Source organism: Novosphingobium sp. Chol11, from assembly GCF_900218065.1.
GTDB classification, from domain to species: domain Bacteria; phylum Pseudomonadota; class Alphaproteobacteria; order Sphingomonadales; family Sphingomonadaceae; genus Sphingobium; species Sphingobium agri.
On the sequence record NZ_OBMU01000001.1, the window covers coordinates 113,469 to 132,415 of the forward strand.

The window sequence follows — 18,947 nt, forward strand, 5'->3', positions numbered from 1 at the left end:
AAACTGCTCTCCCCTTCAGCCTGCCCGGCTGATGATGCGGCCCGCAAAGGCGACGATGCGATCCAGCGTAAATCCGACCAGGCCGATCCAGACGAGTGCGACGATCGTGTCGGTGAGCAACGAGCTGTTGTAGCTGTCCCAGATGAAGAAGCCGACGCCGGTGCCTCCCTGCACCATCTCCGCCGCCACTATCGCCAGCCAACTCATGCCGACGCCGATACGCAGCCCGGTGAACATGTGCGGCACGGTGGCGGGCAGCATAATCCGGACGAAATATTCGACGGGATTGAGCGCGAGCACCTTCGCCACGTTCCGATAGGCCGCCGGAATAGTTTGAACCCCTGCCGCCGTGTTCAGGATGACCGGCCAGATCGCGGTGATGAAGATCAGGAAGATCGCCGCTGGCTGCGCTTGCTGAAAGATGGCGAGACTGATCGGCAACCAGGCGAGCGGCGGCACTGTGCGCAGCACCTGGAACAAGGGATCAAGCGCGCGGAAGGCGAAAACGCTCTGACCGATCAGAATACCCAGCGCCACACCGACGATCGCCGCGATGCTGTAGCCGATGAGGACCCGACTGAGGCTGGTCAGAACATGACCGGCAATGCCGACATCGCCGCCATCCTGGATGCTGAAGTGGGTAAAGCCGATCTCAACGCCCTTGAACGGGTGAGTGATGACGTTATGACTTTCCTGCCAGACTTTCACAGGGCTGGGGAAAGTCGCGTCCGGCGATCCGCACAGAAGCTGCCAGAACAGCAACAGCGCCCCGGTCATGACGACAGTGGGCAGTATGGCGGCAATTAGCGCACGCCCCTTGCTCACGATCGGATTCACCGGCGCGGCTACGGGCTCGAAACTGCGTCGTGCGATCGCTTCTTCCGGATAGGGCAGGATGACCCCCAGTTCGGTGGTGGTGCCGCCGGACGATACCGGCGGCCCTCCATTCCTGCTCTTTGGCGATAACGGAGCCATGGCTTTTTCCTCCCTCATCAGACCCGCTTGATCGCCAGGCTGGCCAGATAGGCCTTGGGGTTGCTGGGATCGAAGGTCTTGCCGTCGAAGAATTTCTCGACGCCGCGGCTATCGCTGGCCGGCCCCTTGCCTCCCAGCATCGCTGCTGCCTTCCGCCAGATGTCGGAGCGATTGACCTTGCTGATCACCCCCTTGGTATCCAGCGACATGGGCAGCTTGCCCCAGCGCTGATTTTCCGTGAGGAACCACAGGTCGTGGCTCTTGTAGGGGAACGAGGCATAGCCGTTGAAGAACTTCATCTTGAACGCCGCGTTCGGGAATTTGCGCCCGTCGCCCATGTTGAAATTGCCCTGCAGGCGGTCGGCAATGTCCGTAACCGGGCACTTCAGATAGTCGCGACCAGCGATCGTACCCGCCAGACGCGCGATATTGCTCGGATTGTCCGCCCACCGCTGCGCTTCGATGATGGCTGCGGTAATGGCGACTGCGGCGCGCGGGTTCTTCGCCACCCAGTCCGACCGCATGGCGAAGCTCTTTTCGGGATGGTTCATCCACATCTGGCCGGTCGAAACCGCCGTGTAGCCCAGATTTTGCGCCACCAGCTGATCATTCCACGGCTCGCCCACGCAGAAGGCGTCCATCGTGTCGGCCTTCATGTTCGCCACCATCTGCGGCGGCGGGATGGTGATCAGCTCGACATCCTTGTCCGGATCGATGCCACCCGCCGCCAGCCAGTAGCGGATCCACATGTCGTGCGTCCCGCCGGGGAAGGTCATCGCCATCGTGATCTTCTTGCCCGCGCCCTTGCGCTGGGCGATCACGCCCTTCATTTTCGCAGAGCTGATGTCGGCTTTCGCGCCCAGATATTCCTTGGAAACCGAAATGGCCTGACCGTTGACGTTCAGGCGGGCGAGAATGCTCATCGGCGTCGCCTTGCCGATCGCGCCCAGCGTCAGCAGATAGGGCATTGGCGTGAGAATATGCGCGCCGTCGATGCCGCCACCGGCGCTGCCCAAGACTAGATTGTCGCGTGTCGCGCCCCAGCTGGCCTGCTTGGTCACTTGCACATCAGGCAGACCATATTTGGCGAAGAAGCCCAGTTCCTTGGCGATGATCACAGGCGCGGCGTCGGTAAGGGCGATGAAGCCCAACTTCGCGCCACTCACTTCCGGCCCGGCACCTGCGGCGAAGGCGCCTGACGGAAATGCCTGATGCACCGCAGCAAAAAGCGCAGCTGTCCCACCGGTTTTCAACGCGCCACGGCGGCTAACGCCTTTCGGATTGTCCCCCTCTGCCATTCCCCAATGTCCTTCTCTGTCAGATCGTCAGCACTGCGACAGGCACGCAGTCAGCCATTCGCCGAAGCACTGCCCGGCGTGTGAAAGATGATGATGAAGGTTCACGGCGCGCATTCGCGTCCGCGTGAGAAACATAATAAAAAAGCCGCCTGGACGAGGTCTGTTCAGACCAGCCCGGGCGGCGTCATTGCCGATTTCGATCCTGTAAGATCGAAGCTGGTTCCTGCCGTCATCGGCGGTCCCAGCCTATGCGTCGAAGCGCCCCTGCCTCGACATGGATTAAGCTGTCACCGATTCGTCCGAGTCGCAAGAAAAATTTTTGCGTTGCACAATTTGCAATCGAAGGGGTGTGCCGCTGCTGAAGTCGCTAAGCTGGCCCACCGTCCGGCATCCATTTCAGTCCCACCCTTCTCAGCCGCCCAGGGCAAATTTGCGTGCACTAGCTGCGGAGGGAATGTCTATCCGTTCTGGTGCGCCGAGATCGGTCTTGCCGGGCGTTCGAGCGCGATCGGAGGCTTAGCGGGCGGTGAGCTTCGAAAACCGCTTAGCGGCAATGCGCGGCATGAAATGCAGCACGTCGATATAGTCGCGACAATGGGCGCGAGCGCGCGATCATATGGGAACGTCTTTGCCGATGATCGACACGGCAAGCCTACGGCTTGTCCCATAAGCCTCCCGCGTTCGGGCCGACTACGCCTGCGTCGGATCGGTCATACTGCTCGTATGTTTCGCCCAGGGTGAGATTGCTGGCCGGGACGGGGGGGCACTGGCTCTGCCTCCACCGGAGCCACATCATGGATCACCTGACGCTTTGCCACGGCATCGTTCGACAACGGTTCGAGCAGCGTCGGGTCGCAGTGAAGGCCACCGGCGCAGCGGTGATGTTCGATCTCTGTTTCGACCCGAGCCATGGCGCTGGCCAACCGGCGTAGGGCGATCTTCAAGCTGTCGGTTTGAAGCGACCGCCATATTTCGGCACGACCCATGAGCGGTCGAGCATCGTGCGGGATCCGGCGAGTAGCAGTTCTTTGTAGCAGACGCTCGCTGGGGACCATCTTTTCGACGATCCCCGGGGCATTATCAATGCTTTGAGAAGAAATGGTGCCCAGAAGAGGACTCGAACCTCCACGACCTTGCGATCGCCAGCACCTGAAGCTGGTGCGTCTACCAATTCCGCCATCTGGGCACGGGGTAGGACGGCGCGATTAGCCGTTGGTCTGCCTAGTGTCAATTCCATCGGAGCTATTATTTTCTTCCTTTCTGGTTTTCCGCGCGCCAGCGTCTATTGGCTTCATGCAAGCCGCATCAAAGGTCGGTGGGAGATAGCCGATGAACCCTATTTCAGCAGTTCCGCTGGCGTCGTTCGCCCGCGCCGATGGCGTGCGCCTCGCCTATCGGCATCGCCCGGGTTCCGGCCCGACCATCGTCTTCCTGCCGGGCTATATGTCCGACATGGAAGGCGGCAAGGCGATCGCCATCGACGCCTGGGCGGCACGGACTGGCCGGGCGATGCTGCGGCTCGACTATGGCGGCAACGGAGCGAGCGAAGGCCGGTTCGAGGATGGTACGCTTGCCAGTTGGCGTGACGATGCGTTGCTGTTGATCGACGCTTTGACGGACGGGCCGCTGCTGCTGGCGGGATCGTCGATGGGCGGCTGGATCGCCTTGCTCATCGCGCTGGCTCGTCCCGAAAGGATTGCCGGGCTGGTCGGGATCGCCGCGGCGCCGGATTTTACCGAATGGGGCTTCAGCGACGCGGACAAGGCGCTGCTGGCTACGGAGGGCCAGTTGCGCGAGCCCACGCCCTATGGCGACCAGCCGCTTGTGACTACGCTCGCTTTCTGGCAGTCGGGCCAGGCGCTTCGTTTGCTCGACCGGCCAATCCCGATCAGCTGCCCCGTCCGGCTGCTGCAGGGGCAAGAGGACCGCGACGTGCCTTGGCAGACGGCCCTGCGGCTTTCCCAGCGCCTGCATTCATATGATGTGCAGACGCTGCTCGTTAAGGATGGTGATCATCGCCTGTCGCGTGACAGCGATATCACGCTGTTGATCAACACCCTTGGCAGCCTTCTGGATATTCTCTGATGCTTCTTCTCCCGCTGCTGCTCTTGACGCCGCAAGCCTATGATCCCGAAATCGAAGCGGTGATGAACCGGCCCAAGAAGGAGGAGCAGCGGGCGTCCACCCCGCGACCGAGCAGTTCCTCCTCTGCCGATGGCCGCATTCCCGTTCCGGAAAAATATGCCGCGCCATTTCAGGCCTGCCTTGATGAAGCGCTCGCGTCGCCGGACAAAGGTGTAGCCTTCGCACAGAAATGGCGGATTGAAGGAGGCACTTTCTACGCGCGCCATTGCATGGGTTTCGCTTATGCCCGCGCGGAGCGGTGGGCGCCCGCCATGGTCGCCTTCGAGCAGGCCGCCGATGAGGCGGAACGGAGCGGCGAGATGGCGCAAAGCGCCCGCTTGTGGGCGCAGGCGGGGAACGCCGCACTGGCGGCAGGCGATGCCGCAAAGGCGCGCAGCAGTTTCGATGCGGCCTTGGCGCGCGGCTTGCCCGATGGCGTTGAAAAGGGTGAGACCTATCTCGATCGCGCCCGGGCTCTCGTGGCGTTGGCAGACGCCAAGGAAGCGCGGGACTCGCTCGATGTGGCGCTCGCTCAAGTACCGCAGGACCCCCTTGCCTGGCTGTTATCGGCCACACTCGCGCGTCGGTCTGGAGAGTTGAAGCTCGCGCAGGCGCATATTGCGCGCGCGGTGCAGCTTTCCCCCGATGATGCGTCGGTCGCGCTGGAGGAGGGCAACATCGCAGTCCTGACCGACCATGACGATGTCGCGCGGTCGGCCTGGCAGCGCGCGATCAGGCTCGCCCCGCAATCCCCCGCTGGAAAGGCCGCTGCCGACAATCTCACCCGGCTGCCTACAGGCGCTCCGGCTCGCTGAACGGGCAACGCGCCCTAATTGAGGTAGAAGTCCACGGTCGTGACGACGCGCACCTTCTTGTAGGGCGTGTCGCTGGACCCGTCCGCCTCGCCGTCGCGCGGATCGATGGAGAAATAGCCCTGGGTCGCGCTCTTGATCCCGCCTACGCTGGCGCCGCTGTCGCGGGCAAATTGTTCGGCCGCCGCGCGCGCATCGCGGGTCGCGGCGGCAACCATGGGCGGCTTGATGTCATTGAGCTTGGTGAAGCTGTAACGCATGCCGGATCCCTCCTGTAAGGTGACGCCCCGGCGGACCAGATCGAACTGTTGCGCGACTGCCTTCTGCGCCTTGGCGATGTCGGTCGTGCGCAACAACATGCGCTGGGTGATGGTGATCGTGTTGACGCCGTTGTTGATATATTGATTGACGCCAGCGCCGGTGGGCGTGAGCGCCTCCGGCTTGAAGCCCAGGCTTGTGAAATAGGCCTTCAGCTCCTGCGTATTGTTGTCGATCTCCGCGCGTACGGCGGGCAGATCAAAGCCCGTCGCAGCATAGCTGATCGACCAGGTAGCGAGATCAGCTGTGACATTGCGCTCCGCTAAGCCGCGGACCGTGACGGACCGATCGGCTGCCTTGGCCCGCTTCAACCCGTCACCCAGCAAATAGCCGCCGCTGACCAATCCCAGCGTCAGCAGCCCGGCACAAGCCAGCAGCACCTTGTCGCGATACTCCAATGCCATTCGCGTCTCCTCTTTCATCGATGCCCAGGCCGCCCTATCTTGGTGGCAACCCTGCCATTGCCGAGATGAACCGTTGCTTGCTGGCGACGAATGGAGCGACTGATTGACCAAATATCTTCATACCATGATCCGTGTGACCGACATCGATCGCACAGTCGCCTTCTTCAAGCTGTTGGGCCTTGAGGAGCAAAAGCGCTTCGACAATGAAAGCGGCCGCTACACACTCGTTTTTCTCGCCGCGCCGGGGGACGAGGATGCTCAGGTTGAACTGACCTATAACTGGCCAGCGGAAGATGGCACGCCTGCTGAACATTATGGCGAGGGCCGTAATTTCGGCCATCTCGCCTATCGGGTGAGCAACATCTATGACGTCTGCCAGCGTCTGATGGATGCGGGCGTCACCATCAACCGGCCGCCGCGCGATGGGCATATGGCTTTCGTCCGCACGCCGGACAATATCTCGATCGAACTGTTGCAGGACGGTCATCTGGAGCCTGCCGAACCTTGGGCTTCCATGCCGAACACAGGCGTCTGGTAATCCCATGCTGAGCGTCGCGCGCATAGCCGTACTGTCCGACAATTATGTCTGGCTGCTGCATGATGATGCCAGCGGCGAAACGGTCGTGATCGACCCTGCGGTGGCGGAACCCGTGCTGGCTGCGGCGGCGGAGCGGGGATGGACGATAAGCCAGATCTGGAACACGCACTGGCATGGCGATCATGTCGGCGGCAATGCGGCGATCAAGGCCGCGACCGGCTGCCGGATCACCGGACCCGCAGCGGAGGCCGCCAAGATCGGTACGCTCGACCGGCAGGTGGGCGAGGGCGACGAGGTACACATTGGCGGCCATGTCGCGACCGTCATGGAGGTGCCTGCCCATACCGCCGGTCACATCGCCTATCATCTCGCCTCCGATCGCATCATCTTTGTCGGCGACACGCTGTTCGCGATGGGCTGCGGGCGGCTGTTCGAAGGGACGGCCGACCAGATGTTCGCCAACATGGCCCGCTTCGCCGCCTTGCCCGACGAGACGGCGGTTTATTGCGCGCATGAATATACGCAGGGCAATGGCCGCTTCGCTTTGACGATCGAGCCGGACAATGAAGCGCTGGCGGCGCGTATGGCCGAGGTGGATGAGGCCCGGGCGCGGGGAGAAGCAACCGTGCCCACCACCATCGGCCTTGAGCGCGCGACCAATATCTTCATGCGCGCCAATGATGTGCAGGAACTCGCCCGTCGACGCAGGGCCAAGGATACGGCCTGACGGTTCGGGCGTTACCGCGATTGCTCCGCCGTGCGGAGACAAGTGCAGGAGAAGTGCCATGCGTGCATGGATGTGTCTGGCGCCGCTGATGCTGGCAGCGTGCGCCGGTGGTGACGAACCCGCGCGTCTTACGGAAAAGCAAGCCGACCGGCTGGAAGCCGCGTTGGACGGCAAGGTCGCCGGTGAGCCGGTCAGTTGCGTGAGCCGCTATCCCGGCTCCAGCCTGACCGCGATCAGCGAAAGCGTGTTGCTGTACCGGGTGAGCGGCCGCCTCGTCTACCGCAATGACCTTAATGGCAGTTGCACTGGACTCGGCCGGGGCGACACGCTCGTCATCAGGCCGACCGGCGCCGGGTCTCAATATTGCCGTGGCGACATCGTGCGCAGCGCCGATCTGGTTACCGGGTCCATCACGGGCGGTTGTGCGCTTGGCTCCTTCACACCCTATCGCACGCCGGATCGCTGACGTTCAACCTTTATACAGGGCGTCCAGCTGTTCGCTGTAGCGCGCCTTGATGACATGGCGGCGGATTTTCATCGACGGCGTCATCTCGCCATTTTCTATTGCGAAGGGCTCCTCGGCCAGGATGATGCGGCGCACCCGTTCGGTCACGGAAAGCTCTTCATTCACCCGGTCCACCGCCGCCCTTAGCGCCGCCAGATATTGGGCGTCTTTCGCAAGCTGATCGGCCGTCTTCCCTTCGGCCAGCGCCCATTCGCGCGTCCACTCGGCATCCGGCACCAGCAGACCCACCAGATGCGGCCGCCGGTCGCCATAGACCATAGCCTGGCCAATCTCGGGCTGCAGCGTCAACATGCCCTCGACCTTCTGCGGCGACACATTGTCGCCCTTGTCGTTGACGATCAGGTCCTTCTTGCGGTCGGTGATCCGGATCCGGCCCTTGTGGTCGATCTCGCCAATGTCGCCGGTATGCAGCCAGCCGTTCTTCAGCGCTTTCTCGGTCTCCGCCGCGTTGCGCCAATAGCCCTGCATCACCAGTTCCCCGCGCACCAGGATCTCGCCATCATCGGCGATCTTCACCTCGACCCCGTCCAACGGCGGCCCGACCGTGTCCATAGCGATGCCAACGCCCGGCCGGTTGCAGCTGACGACCGGCCCGGCCTCCGTCTGGCCATAGCCCTGTAGCAGCGTCAGCCCCATCGCATCGAAGAAAAGCCCAACATCGGGATTAAGGGGCGCTCCACCCGATACCAGAGCCTTCATGCGCCCGCCGAAGCGCTTGGCGATCTTGGGTTTCAGCGTCCGGTTCAGCAACAGCTTCACCGGCAGGTCGGCAATGGACCCCTCGCCCCTCTGCTCCTTGGCCGCGATCCGCAGGGACTGGGCCAGAAGCCAGGCCGGAAACTTGCCCTGCTTCTCGATCGATTTGATGATCCGTGCCCGCAGCACCTCGAACAGGCGGGGGACGACGACCATGATCGTGGGCCGCGCTTCCTCTATGTTGCTGGCAAGCTTCTCCAGCCCCTCGGCATAATAGATCTGCCCCGCCAGCATCATCGGCAGGAACTGGCCGCCGCTATGCTCATAGGCGTGGCTGAGCGGCAGGAAGGACAGGAAGACCTCGTCCCCCCATCCGAAATCCTCCGCCACCAGCTTTCCCGCGCCCTCGATATTGCACAGGATCGCGCCATGATGCTGCATGACGCCCCGGGGCGCACCGCCGGTGCCGCTGGTGTAGATGATGCAGGCAAGGTCGTTCCGCCCGGCGGTCTGTTCCGCCGCGCAGGCATCCGGATCGGCGATGTGCGACGCGATCATGTCCGCCCACAGATGGCAGGACAGATCGCCCTGGGCGCCGCGCAGCGGTTCCATGCCGACGATGAAGCTCGCCTGCGATCGCAGGACGGCGGGCATCAGCGTCTGGGCCAGCTTGGCCGTCGACACGATCACCGCCCGCGCGCCGCTGTCGGTCAGGATATGTTGATGATCGCGCGTCGTGTTGGTGGTGTAGGTCGGCACCGTCACGCAACCGGCTGCCATGATGGCAAGGTCGGCGATGCAGAATTCCGGCCGGTTCTCGCTCACCAGCATCACGGGGTCGCCTGGCTTCAGCCCTTGTGCCTTGAGGGCGGCGGCAAGGCCCGCAACCTGCAACGCCACCTCGGTCCAGCTAAGCGATTTCCAGCCGCCTGCTGTCTTGCGCCACAGGAAAGGCAGGTCGCCCATTTCCTTCGCCCGCGCGAAGAACATGGTCACCAGATTGGGATACTGTTCGATCGCCCGCAAGCAGCGCAACTCCTTGATTGAGGGCGCGTATCACCCGCGCATCCGCTCCTTTGGCCGCTATAGCCGTGCCTTGCCGTAGCGGTCACGCATTTTTCAGTCGAACAGCCCGTCCTGGAGACCGCTGGGTGGATTGAGGCCGAGATGCTTCCAGCCCGGCCCGTTGAGACAGCGTCCGCGCGCCGTGCGCGCAATGAGGCCAAGCTGGATCAGATAGGGCTCGATCACCTCTTCGATCGTGTCGCGCGGCTCCGACAACCCTGCCGCCAGCGTTTCGACGCCCACCGGCCCGCCGCGATAAATGTCGGCGATCATCATCAGGTAGCGGCGATCCATGAGGTCAAGGCCAAGTTGATCGACTTCCAGACGGCTGAGCGCCGCGTCGGCGGCCTTGGCGTCCACCGCTTCGACACCAGCGACGTTCGCGAAATCGCGCACCCGCCGCAGTAATCGCCCCGCGATGCGCGGAGTTCCGCGCGACCGCCGGGCGATCTCGATCGCTCCGTCAGACGTGATGCCAAGGTCGAGCAACCGGGCAGCGCGCCGCACCACCAGTTCCAGTTCCTCGACGGTATAAAATTGCAGCCGCACCGGAATGCCGAAACGGTCGCGCAGCGGCGTCGTCAGCAGTCCCTGCCGCGTCGTCGCGCCCACCAGCGTGAAGCGGGGCAGGTCGATGCGCACCGACCGGGCCGATGGTCCCTCGCCGATCATCAGGTCGAGGGCCCGGTCCTCCATCGCGGGATAGAGGACTTCTTCCACGGCTGGATTGAGCCGGTGGATTTCGTCCACGAACAGCACGTCGCCTTCGTCGAGGTTGGTGAGCAGCGCCGCCAGATCCCCCGACTTGGCGATCACCGGGCCCGATGTTGCGCGAAAGCCGACGCCCATCTCCTTCGCAACGATCTGCGCCAGCGTCGTCTTGCCAAGGCCGGGCGGGCCAAAGAACAGCACATGGTCCAACGCGTCGCCACGCTGCTTCGCCGCCTCGATGAAGACGCGCAGATTTTCGCGCGCTGCCTGCTGCCCGATAAATTCGGTGAGCGATTTGGGCCGCAGAGCTGCGTCCGCATCCTCGGGACGGCGCGTCGAGGCGATCAACCGGTCCTCGCTCACTTGGCCGCCTTCCGCAGCGCCAGCCGCACCAGCGCATCCAGCGTCGCGCCTTCACCCAGCTCTTCTTCCGCCGCGGCAACCGCGCTGCTGGCCTCAACCGGCTTGAAACCGAGATTCTGAAGCGCAGACACGGCATCCGCGCCAAGCCCTCCGGCAGTCGCCGGGATGATGCCGGCGCCCGATATTCCACCCGCGCCCGGCGCGGCGCCGATCTTGTCCTTGAGTTCATTGACGATGCGCAGCGCCAGCTTGGGGCCGACGCCATTGGCGCGCGCCACCATGGCCTTGTCGCCCGTCGCCACCGCGCGATGCAGTTCGGCTGGTTCAAGCGCCGACAAAATGGCCAGCGCCACGCGCGACCCCACGCCCTGTACGCCGATCAGCAGGCGGAACCAGTCGCGCTCTTCACCGCGCGCAAAACCGACGAGCCGGATCGAATCCTCCGACACCAGCATTTCGGTATGCACGGTCACGGCTTCGCCCACCGGCCCCAGCGCAGCCAGCGTCCGCGACGATGCCCCGACCAGATAGCCGACGCCCGCCACATCAATGATCGCATGGTCCAGCCCGGTGCTGTCCAGCCGCCCTTTCAATTTCGCGATCATGCCCCGCACCCTTTGGTCATGGTCTGTTCTTTACAGCGTCTCCAGCGCAGCGCCAGTCAAAAGCGTGTTGTCACGGCACCATTTGGTCTGCTGGGCGTAATGCAGCGAAATCCTCCCTTTTTTCAGGAAGCCATTGATGTCCATGCAAGCGCCGCTGCTCTCGCCGCAGGATTTCGTCTGCCCCGCCATTCGCCTTTCCGGCCCTGTGGACCAGGCGATGTATCTGCACTTCAAGGATGCACTCGCCGCCGCTCCTTCTGAAGGCTTGGTGGTAATAGAAATCGCGACGCTGGGGGGCGATCCCGAAATCGCCCGGATGATGGGCGAGGATATCCGGTTTCATTCTGAGCTCAGCGCCGGCCGCAGGCTTGTCTTTCTTGGCAAGACCGCGGTCTATTCGGCCGGGGCGACCTTCATGGGCTTTTTCGCGAAGGAGAACCGCTATCTCACCCGCGGCACGCGGGTCATGATCCATGAGCGGCTCATCACGAAAGACATCCATTTGCAGGGGCCGCTCACGACCTGCATCGCGCCGCTCAAAGCTGCGCTCAACGAGATTGAATCTTCGATCGCCATTCAAAATGAGGGCTTTTCGAACCTTATCCTTGGTTCCGACATCACGCTTGAGGAAGTCCTGCGCCGCGCCCCCGAAAACTGGTATCTGGAAGCCAATGAAGCTGCGTCGCTCGGTCTGGTGGCAGCGGTGCTCTAGAAGCGCGCAGCATTTGATCTGAAAACTAAAATTGATCCGAAAAACTAAAAGCCGTTCAGGCTGAGCCTGTCGAAGCCTTTCTCATTTTAAAACGTAAAACCCTTCGACAAGCTCAGGGCGAACAGTAGGAGAAGCAAATTCAGGGCGAACGGTAGTGAAAAGAAAAGCCGATTGAGCGCGATCCTGAAATCCTTCTTTTCGCTGCTCTTTGTGCAGTCAGGGGCGAACGGGCGCGCTCAGAAATAGCCCACCCTTGCCAGCCTCCGTTTTTTGCGGCTTCCTGATGGACATGAAGCCTGCCTCTTCGCGTCGCGCACTTTTCCCCTGGCGCTATGGGATGTTCCTGATGCTTCTGGTGACGGCCTTGCCCTTCGGCCTGATGATGCCTTGGCATTAGGCCGTGATGGCGGGGTTCGATTGTGCCTCTTCCGCTTTCATCGCCGCCGCAGCATCGCTCATCCATGCCGATCCGGACAGCATGCGCCGCAATGCCGAAGTGAACGACGCCAATCGCCGCCTCATGCTCCTTCTCACAGGTTTCGTCTCACTGGTCGTTCTGGTTGCCGTGGGCGCTGCCGTCAGCCAGCATGGCGGCCCGAACGCGGCGGTCATAGCCCTGCTGCTCGTGACACTGGCGCTCGCCTGGCTCTTTTCGAACCTTGTCTATGCCATGCACTATGCGCATCTTTTCTATCTGGCCGATGCGCAGGGTTCAGATAGCCAGGGACTCGAATTTCCCGGCACGCCGGAGCCCGGCTACAGTGACTTCGTCTATTTCGCATTTACTCTCGGCATGACATTTCAGACCTCGGACGTCACGGTCACCGGCACGCCCATGCGCCAGGTCGTCACGGCGCACTGCCTCGCTGCCTTCCTGTTCAATCTCGGCATCCTCGCCTTCACGATCAACGTGCTCGGAGGCGCCTGAGCCAAGCTTCACGGCTTGCTTACCATTTACAGGCATAAGCGCGATCATGCCTCCTGCTGCCGACCCCTGCCCCCCATCCGCCGTCAGTCATGGCGTCGGCCTTGTTGGCCTCGCGGGGCTGGGTCTTTGGGCAATGGTGGCCCGGCATTATGGCATGAACGGCCCCAATGCGGGCTTTGCCGCGGTCGTCGCCTGCGGCCTTCCGATGGTCCTTTGGTCGCTGCTGGTGGACAAGGTTCATCGCAATGCTTCGACCGGCATCGATTGGCAGGCGCCACCCCGGCGGCTGCGCGCCGTGCTCGACATCAGCCTCGTAAAGGTCGCCGGACTTTGGGCGACATGGCTGGCGATCGCTATCTTCTACTGTCTCGCCCGCTGGTATTGGAACGGCAACTATCGCTACTCCATGGACCTGTTCATGGACGCCGCCCCCTGGCTGCTCCTGTTTTCCTTTCCCTATGTCGCATGGCTCGACCGGCGGCTGGTTGAGCCTCGTGACGCGACCTACGCTTTTGGCCAATGGGTCATCGGCGGCGCAGCAGGGAAACCCGACATGGCGCAGGTCGCCAATCACGCGCGCGCCTGGGCGGTCAAGTGCTTCTTCCTCGCCTTCATGCTCTCCATCGTGCCGGGCAATTTCGCCAGCATCGTCGACTGGCGGCTGGATCATGCCTTCGCCAACCCTGTGAGCCTGGCGGCCTTCCTGATCGCGGTCATGTTCATGATCGATGTCTGCATGGCAACGGTGGGCTATCTGCTGACATGCAAGCCGCTCGATTCCCACATCCGGTCAGCCAATCCGTTGCTCGCTGGCTGGGTAGCGGCGCTTATCTGCTATCCGCCCTTCGTGCTGATGGGGGGAGGGGGTCCGCTGGACTATCATGCTGGCGGCGCAGAATGGGATGTGTGGACGCAAGGGCACAGGGCGCTGCAATGGCTGCTCGGCGGCTGGCTGGTCCTGCTGACCGCCATTTACGCCTGGGCGACCGTGGTCTTCGGCATCCGCTTTTCCAACCTTACCCACCGCGGCATCCTGACCCACGGCCCTTATCGCTGGAGCCGTCATCCGGCTTATCTCTCGAAAAATCTTTTCTGGTGGTTTTCCGCGCTACCCTTCCTGACGGTTTCGGGAAGCCTCACCGACATGGTGCGCAACTGCGCGATGCTGGCGATCACCAACGCCGTCTATTATTGGCGCGCGCGGACCGAAGAGGCGCACCTCTCCACTGACCCCGCCTACCGCGCCTATAGTGATTGGATGGAGCGCAACGCCCCTGTGCCTCGCCTCTTCGCCTGGATGACGGGGCGCGGGCGCAAGGCCGAACCGGCACTTAACCCAGCGGAATAGGTCAGAAGCTCTCGTCGGCATAGGCGCGGGAAAGATCGCCCGCCCAGTCGCCATGATAGCGCTCCAGCAACTCTTCGGCATGCGTCCGCCCTGCCGCCACGATCGCGTCCAGCGGCGCCAGATAGGCTGCTTCATCCGCGCCGCCATCGTTCAGCCGCGCCCGCGCCTTGAGCCCGCTGCGGCTGATATCCAGCACCTGAGCGGCGATATCCCGCAACTTGCGCCCGCCGGGAACCGGCGCGTCGAGCGCCAGCTTCGGCGCCGCGTCGCGCAACATCTGCCGGTCCTCCATCGTCCAGTCCTTCACCAGATCCCATGCGGCATCCAGCGCGCCCTGGTCATAGAGCAGGCCCACCCAGAATGCGGGCAGCGCCGTGATCCGATCGGCCCTTCCGCCATCGGCCCCGCGCATTTCCAGGAAGCTCTTCAGCCGCACCTCCGGGAAAGCGGTCGAAAGATGATCCTCCCAGTCCTTCTCCGTCGGCTTTTCACCCGGCAGCACCGATAGCCTGCCATCCAGGAAGTCGCGGAAGCTCAGGCCCGCCGCATCGATATAGCGGCCGTCGCGATAGACGAAATACATCGGCACATCGAGCGCATAGTCCGCATAACGCTCATAGCCGAAGCCATCCTCGAACACGAAGGGCAGCATGCCCGTCCGGTGCGGGTCCGTATCCGACCAGATATGGCTGCGATAGGACAGGAAGCCGTTGGGTTTGCCCTCTGTGAAAGGAGAATTGGCAAACAGCGCCGTCGCCAGCGGTTGCAGCGCCAGGCTGACACGGAACTTCTGCACCATGTCCGCCTCGCTGCCATAATCGAGGTTCGTCTGGATGGTGCAGGTGCGCAGCATCATGTCGAGGCCCATCGTGCCCACCCGTGGCATGTGCCGCAGCATGATGTCATAGCGCCCCTTGGGCATCACCGGCAGTTCGTCGCGCGTCTTGTCCGGCCACATGCCCAGGCCCAGGAAGCCCAGGCCCAGCATGCCGCCGACATATTTGACCTGTTCCAGGTGCCGCGCCGTTTCCGCGAAGGTCTGGTGCAGATTTTCCAGCGGCGCGCCGGACAATTCCAGCTGCCCCGCCGGTTCCAGGCTGACCGTCCCGTCAGAGCCCGACAGCGCGATGATATTGTCGCCCTCGAACACCGGGCTCCAGCCATAGCGGGTCAGGCCGATCAGCAATGTGTGGATGCCGCCCTGCTCGTCATAAGAGGGCGCATGATGATCGGCTTTGGAATAGACGAACTTCTCATGCTCGGTGCCGATGCGCCAGCGCTCCCTGGGCTTCGCGCCCTTGGAAAAGGCCAGGATCAGCTGATCGCGGCTTTCGATGACGGGATCGAGTCCCCCTGAGTCGGTTCTGGTGCTCATGCCCCGCCTTGTCTTGCCCCCCTTGCGCGTCAATCGACAGCGCTCAACGACCAAATAGGTTGCGCTGGCTGGGGCTGCAATCCAATTTCGGATTGCAACTGGCCCAGCTTTCCTATCGCCAGTCGCCGTTCAGCGTCATCCAGGCGGCCGTTGCTGCGATCGCGGCCGTCTCCGCGCGCAGGATGCGCGGGCCCAGCGAGACCGGAACGGCCTTGCCGACAGCGCGGATCGCCTCCCGCTCGGCTGGATCGAATCCGCCCTCGGGCCCGATAAGGAACGCCGCTGCGCCCGGATGCGCGCGCAGCGCCTCGTTCAGCGGTTCGCCGCCACTCTCATCGGCAAAGAACAGCCAGCGGTCATCGGGCCACTCCCGCAGCAGTGCGTCCAATTTCACCATCGCGCCCAGTTCCGGCAAGGCGGTGCGGCCGCACTGCTCCGCCGCCTCGACAAGATGCGCGTGCAACCGGTCGAGGTTCAGCTTGTCCACAACGGCCCGCCGCGTCAGCACCGGTTGCAGCTTCGCCACCCCCAGTTCGCACGCCTTTTCGGCGATCAGGTCGATGCGGCCCTTCTTGATCGGGGCGCAGCATAGCCAGAAATCGGGCACCTCTTCCGGCGCTTTCGTCTGGCTCACGCACTCCAGCACCAGGTCGCGCTTTCGCATGTCCCGCACCCGCGCGGCCCATTCGCCGGATCTGCCATCGAACAGCAATATGATGTCATCCGGCTTCACCCGCATGACGCTGATCAGATAATGGGCGGGATTGCCATCGACCGGCACGGCCACGCCATCACCCAACTGCGTCTCGACATGCAGGCGCGGCGCGCTTTGAGGCGGCCAGGCAGGGGTTGCAGTCATCGAACATCCATCCCTTCGGGCTGCGCCATTCAACAAGCGCAGGACAGGCTTGTTGCGGCTCTCCACTCCTCTAAAGAGGAAGAACGGCCTTTCGACAAGCGAGCGTGACGTTGAGTGAGAGTATAGTACCCGACACCCAGGCGCGCAGCCTGCTTGCCCGCCTGCCCGCAACGCCTCGCGCCCTCGCCCTGCTCGCCCGGCTCGATCGTCCGATCGGCTGGTGGCTGCTCTTCTGGCCGGGTGCCTGGGCGGTGGTTCTGGCGGGCGGGGCAGGGGAACGCTGGCCGCTCATCCTATGGCTGTTGCTCGGCAGCATAACCATGCGTGGCGCTGGCTGCGTGTTCAATGACATCGTCGATCGTGACCTTGACCGAAAGGTCGCTCGCACTGCCGCAAGACCGCTTGCCAGTGGTGCGGTCAGTCTGAAGGCGGCCTGGGCATGGCTGATCTTGCTCTGCCTCATCGGGCTGGTCGTCCTGCTGCAACTGCGCCCCTATGCGCAACTCGTCTCGCTCGGCAGCCTCGCGCTGGTGGCCGCCTACCCCTTCATGAAGCGCATCACCGGCTGGCCGCAGATCTGGCTCGGCCTCGTCTTCTCCTGGGCGGCGCTCGTCGGCTGGAGCGAGGTGGCGGGCGCGCTTACCCTGCCGGGGCTACTCCTTTACGCAGGCACCATCTTCTGGGTTGTAGGTTATGATACCATCTATGCATTGCAGGACAGGGAGGATGACGCGTTGATCGGTATCGGGTCGAGCGCCCTTTCTATGGGCCGCCATGTCCGTGCTGGCGTAACACTCTGCTATATGGCCGCACTTGCCCTATGGGCCGCAGCGCTGTGGCAGATCCGGCCGCAATGGCTTGCTCTCGCCGCGTTGCTGCCGATGGCGGCGCATCTCCTCTGGCAGGTGGGAACGCTGAAGGAGGATGGAGCCGATCCTCTCACCAAATTCCGGTCGAACCGCTTTGCCGGGCTCCTCATGTTCCTCGGCTGTCTGGTGGTAGGCAGCGCATGAGCAGCGGTCCCCTCCCGGGCGAGGATTGCTGGCGCATCGCCCGCGCAACCAAGGCCAGCGTGATCATCGACGCCGAAGCCTATTTCCGCCACGCCCGTGCCGCCATGCTCAAGGCGAAGCGCCGCATCATGCTGATCGGATGGGATTTCGATGCAGCCATAAGCCTCATCCGCGAAGATGAGGCGAAAGATGGCGCGCCCGTCATCATCGGCGACTTCATCAGTTGGCTCGTCGCAGAGAAGCCGGAGCTTGAGATTTTCCTGCTGCGCTGGGACGTTGGCGCGATGAAGTCGATGGTGCAGCCCGCCAACCTCTTCACCACCGTCAAATGGATGGCCAACAAGCGGATTCAGGTGAAGCTGGACAGCCATCATCCGCCCGCGGCCTCGCACCACCAAAAGATCGTCGTGATCGACGACTGCTTCGCTTTTTGCGGCGGCATCGACATGACCGGCGACCGTTGGGACACGCGCCACCACCGTGACGAAGACCCTGGCCGCCACCATCCCGATGGCTCGCCCTATGGTCCCTGGCATGACGCCACCACCGCATTGCAGGGCGATGTGGCGATGGTGCTGGGCGACCATGCCCGTGCCCGATGGCAGGGTGCAGGCGGTGGCGAGTTGGAGCCCATCTTCGGCGAACATGATTGCTGGCCCGATGCGCTGCCGGTGCAGTTCGAAAATGTCGACATCGCCATTTCCCGGTCAGCGCCGGAAATGGAGGATCAGCAGCCGCTTCGGGAGATCGAGAAGCTCTATCTGAACCAGATCGCGGCGGCCAGGTACAGCATCTATGCCGAAAGCCAATATTTCGCGTCGCGCCGCATAGCGGAGGCGATCGCTGCCCGGCTCGGCGATCCCGACGGCCCGGAAATCGTCATCATCAATCCCGAACAGGCTGACGGCTGGCTGGAACAGCAGGCGATGGACACGGCCCGCGCCCGGCTGGTGGAAGCGCTGCGCGCCCGCGACACCTATGGCAAGCTGCGCATCTACCATCCTTTCACCGTGCGCGGCGAACCCATCTACGTCCATGCCAAGATCATGATCGTCGATGACCGCAGCGTGCGCGTCGGGTCATCCAACATGAACAACCGCTCGCTGCGGCTCGACACCGAATGCGACGTGACGATCGACACGGTACTGCCTGCGAACGCCGGGCAGAAGGCGACCATCCTTGCCATCCGCGACGACCTCATCGCAGAGCATCTGGACCTGCCTGCGGAACGCGTCTCCGCCGTCATCGCAGAGCGTGGACTGATCGCCGCCATCGAACAGTTGCGCGACAAGCCGGGCCGAACCCTGCGTCCCTATGTGACGCCGGACCTTAACGATGTGCAGGCCTGGCTCGCCGACAATGAGGTGCTCGATCCCGAAGGTCCTGAGGAAATGTTCGAGCCGGTCGCTGGCCGCAGCCTGTTCCGGCGGTTGCGCAAGAAGCGCTGACGGCGCGCTCTTTCACCTGAACCAATGTGCTTTTAACCGGCGCCCGTTTAATTCCGTTCGCCCTGAGCTTGTCGAAGGGCTCAGCTCGAACGGCCGAGTGCT

Annotated in this window: 18 protein-coding genes, 1 tRNA gene and 2 pseudogenes; 11 read left to right on the top strand and 10 right to left on the bottom strand. The window is 63.1% G+C overall.

Annotated elements, in window-relative coordinates; genetic code table 11:
- Nucleotides 1-15: 15 nt before the first annotated feature.
- Nucleotides 16-975 carry a nitrate ABC transporter permease gene (gene ntrB, locus NCHOL11_RS00540; RefSeq protein ID WP_255254668.1) on the bottom strand — a complete coding sequence of 320 codons (960 nt, stop codon included), beginning with the start codon at nucleotides 973-975 and terminating at the stop codon, nucleotides 16-18.
- A 17-nt stretch (nucleotides 976-992) separates the two neighbouring features.
- On the bottom strand, nucleotides 993-2,273 hold the full coding sequence (locus NCHOL11_RS00545; protein WP_097090602.1) for a CmpA/NrtA family ABC transporter substrate-binding protein: 1,281 nt from the start codon (nucleotides 2,271-2,273) through the stop codon (nucleotides 993-995).
- A 794-nt stretch (nucleotides 2,274-3,067) separates the two neighbouring features.
- Here NCHOL11_RS00545 and NCHOL11_RS18120 point away from each other — a divergent pair.
- The gene (locus NCHOL11_RS18120) at nucleotides 3,068-3,205 is read left to right on the top strand and encodes a hypothetical protein (RefSeq protein ID WP_176502153.1); all 138 of its coding nucleotides are present in this window, start codon (nucleotides 3,068-3,070) and stop codon (nucleotides 3,203-3,205) included.
- 3 nt (nucleotides 3,206-3,208) lie between these two features.
- Here NCHOL11_RS18120 and NCHOL11_RS18765 read toward each other — a convergent pair.
- A pseudogene (locus NCHOL11_RS18765) lies at nucleotides 3,209-3,328 on the bottom strand (DUF6538 domain-containing protein); the annotation flags it as partial.
- A 44-nt stretch (nucleotides 3,329-3,372) separates the two neighbouring features.
- Nucleotides 3,373-3,459: transfer RNA gene (locus NCHOL11_RS00550), tRNA-Leu, on the bottom strand.
- Nucleotides 3,460-3,602: 143 nt separating this feature from the next.
- Between NCHOL11_RS00550 and NCHOL11_RS00555 the strand changes: the two genes are divergently transcribed.
- Both NCHOL11_RS00555 and NCHOL11_RS00560 read left to right on the top strand, forming a co-directional pair.
- The gene (locus NCHOL11_RS00555) at nucleotides 3,603-4,358 is read left to right on the top strand and encodes an alpha/beta fold hydrolase (protein WP_097090603.1); all 756 of its coding nucleotides are present in this window, start codon (nucleotides 3,603-3,605) and stop codon (nucleotides 4,356-4,358) included.
- Nucleotides 4,355-5,212 carry a hypothetical protein gene (locus NCHOL11_RS00560; RefSeq protein WP_097090604.1) on the top strand — a complete coding sequence of 286 codons (858 nt, stop codon included), beginning with the start codon at nucleotides 4,355-4,357 and terminating at the stop codon, nucleotides 5,210-5,212. The genes NCHOL11_RS00555 and NCHOL11_RS00560 overlap by 4 nt, the downstream gene beginning before the upstream one ends.
- 14 nt (nucleotides 5,213-5,226) lie before the next feature.
- Here NCHOL11_RS00560 and NCHOL11_RS00565 read toward each other — a convergent pair whose 3' ends face one another.
- Nucleotides 5,227-5,931 (bottom strand): SIMPL domain-containing protein, encoded by a 705-nt coding sequence (locus tag NCHOL11_RS00565; RefSeq protein ID WP_097090605.1) that lies wholly within the window; start codon nucleotides 5,929-5,931, stop codon nucleotides 5,227-5,229.
- Between the two features lie 103 nt (nucleotides 5,932-6,034).
- Between NCHOL11_RS00565 and NCHOL11_RS00570 the strand changes: the two genes are divergently transcribed.
- Genes NCHOL11_RS00570 through NCHOL11_RS00580 form a run of 3 tightly spaced genes read left to right on the top strand, consistent with a single transcriptional unit; the run spans nucleotide 6,035 to nucleotide 7,662 of the window.
- Nucleotides 6,035-6,469, top strand: coding sequence for a VOC family protein (locus NCHOL11_RS00570; RefSeq protein ID WP_097090606.1), 435 nt, complete (start codon nucleotides 6,035-6,037; stop codon nucleotides 6,467-6,469).
- A 4-nt stretch (nucleotides 6,470-6,473) separates the two neighbouring features.
- Nucleotides 6,474-7,196, top strand: coding sequence for a hydroxyacylglutathione hydrolase (gene gloB / locus NCHOL11_RS00575; protein WP_097090607.1), 723 nt, complete (start codon nucleotides 6,474-6,476; stop codon nucleotides 7,194-7,196).
- Between the two features lie 58 nt (nucleotides 7,197-7,254).
- Entirely contained in the window at nucleotides 7,255-7,662 is a 408-nt protein-coding gene (locus NCHOL11_RS00580) for a hypothetical protein (protein WP_097090608.1), read from the top strand.
- 3 nt (nucleotides 7,663-7,665) lie between these two features.
- Here the strand turns inward: NCHOL11_RS00580 and NCHOL11_RS00585 are convergent, their stop codons facing one another.
- The 3 genes from NCHOL11_RS00585 to ruvA form a co-directional block, all read right to left on the bottom strand.
- A complete protein-coding gene (locus tag NCHOL11_RS00585) occupies nucleotides 7,666-9,408 on the bottom strand; it encodes an AMP-dependent synthetase/ligase (protein ID WP_097092624.1) in 1,743 nt (580 codons plus the stop codon).
- 129 nt (nucleotides 9,409-9,537) lie between these two features.
- Nucleotides 9,538-10,557 carry a Holliday junction branch migration DNA helicase RuvB gene (gene ruvB, locus NCHOL11_RS00590; protein WP_097090609.1) on the bottom strand — a complete coding sequence of 340 codons (1,020 nt, stop codon included), beginning with the start codon at nucleotides 10,555-10,557 and terminating at the stop codon, nucleotides 9,538-9,540.
- Nucleotides 10,554-11,162, bottom strand: coding sequence for a Holliday junction branch migration protein RuvA (ruvA, locus tag NCHOL11_RS00595; protein ID WP_097090610.1), 609 nt, complete (start codon nucleotides 11,160-11,162; stop codon nucleotides 10,554-10,556). The genes ruvB and ruvA overlap by 4 nt, the downstream gene beginning before the upstream one ends.
- Before the next feature lie 136 nt (nucleotides 11,163-11,298).
- Between ruvA and NCHOL11_RS00600 the strand changes: the two genes are divergently transcribed.
- From NCHOL11_RS00600 to NCHOL11_RS00610, 3 genes and pseudogenes are all read left to right on the top strand, one after another.
- Nucleotides 11,299-11,874 (top strand): peptidase S14, encoded by a 576-nt coding sequence (locus NCHOL11_RS00600; protein WP_097090611.1) that lies wholly within the window; start codon nucleotides 11,299-11,301, stop codon nucleotides 11,872-11,874.
- 289 nt (nucleotides 11,875-12,163) lie between these two features.
- Nucleotides 12,164-12,802 (top strand): annotated as a pseudogene (locus NCHOL11_RS00605) (DUF1345 domain-containing protein).
- A gap of 46 nt (nucleotides 12,803-12,848) precedes the next feature.
- Nucleotides 12,849-14,150, top strand: coding sequence for a methyltransferase family protein (locus tag NCHOL11_RS00610; RefSeq protein WP_097090613.1), 1,302 nt, complete (start codon nucleotides 12,849-12,851; stop codon nucleotides 14,148-14,150).
- A gap of 1 nt (nucleotide 14,151) precedes the next feature.
- Here the strand turns inward: NCHOL11_RS00610 and NCHOL11_RS00615 are convergent, their stop codons facing one another.
- Entirely contained in the window at nucleotides 14,152-15,525 is a 1,374-nt protein-coding gene (locus tag NCHOL11_RS00615) for a glutamate--cysteine ligase (protein WP_097090614.1), read from the bottom strand.
- Between the two features lie 112 nt (nucleotides 15,526-15,637).
- A complete protein-coding gene (locus tag NCHOL11_RS00620; protein ID WP_097090615.1) occupies nucleotides 15,638-16,384 on the bottom strand; it encodes a 16S rRNA (uracil(1498)-N(3))-methyltransferase in 747 nt (248 codons plus the stop codon).
- A 110-nt stretch (nucleotides 16,385-16,494) separates the two neighbouring features.
- On the opposite strand from NCHOL11_RS00620, the gene ubiA reads away from it, so the two are divergent.
- Together ubiA and NCHOL11_RS00630 are read left to right on the top strand one after the other, a co-directional pair.
- On the top strand, nucleotides 16,495-17,397 hold the full coding sequence (ubiA, locus tag NCHOL11_RS00625; RefSeq protein ID WP_097090616.1) for a 4-hydroxybenzoate octaprenyltransferase: 903 nt from the start codon (nucleotides 16,495-16,497) through the stop codon (nucleotides 17,395-17,397).
- Nucleotides 17,394-18,845: a phospholipase D-like domain-containing protein gene (locus tag NCHOL11_RS00630; protein WP_097090617.1), complete on the top strand. Its 1,452-nt coding sequence runs from the start codon at nucleotides 17,394-17,396 to the stop codon at nucleotides 18,843-18,845. The genes ubiA and NCHOL11_RS00630 overlap by 4 nt, the downstream gene beginning before the upstream one ends.
- Nucleotides 18,846-18,947: the final 102 nt, after the last annotated feature.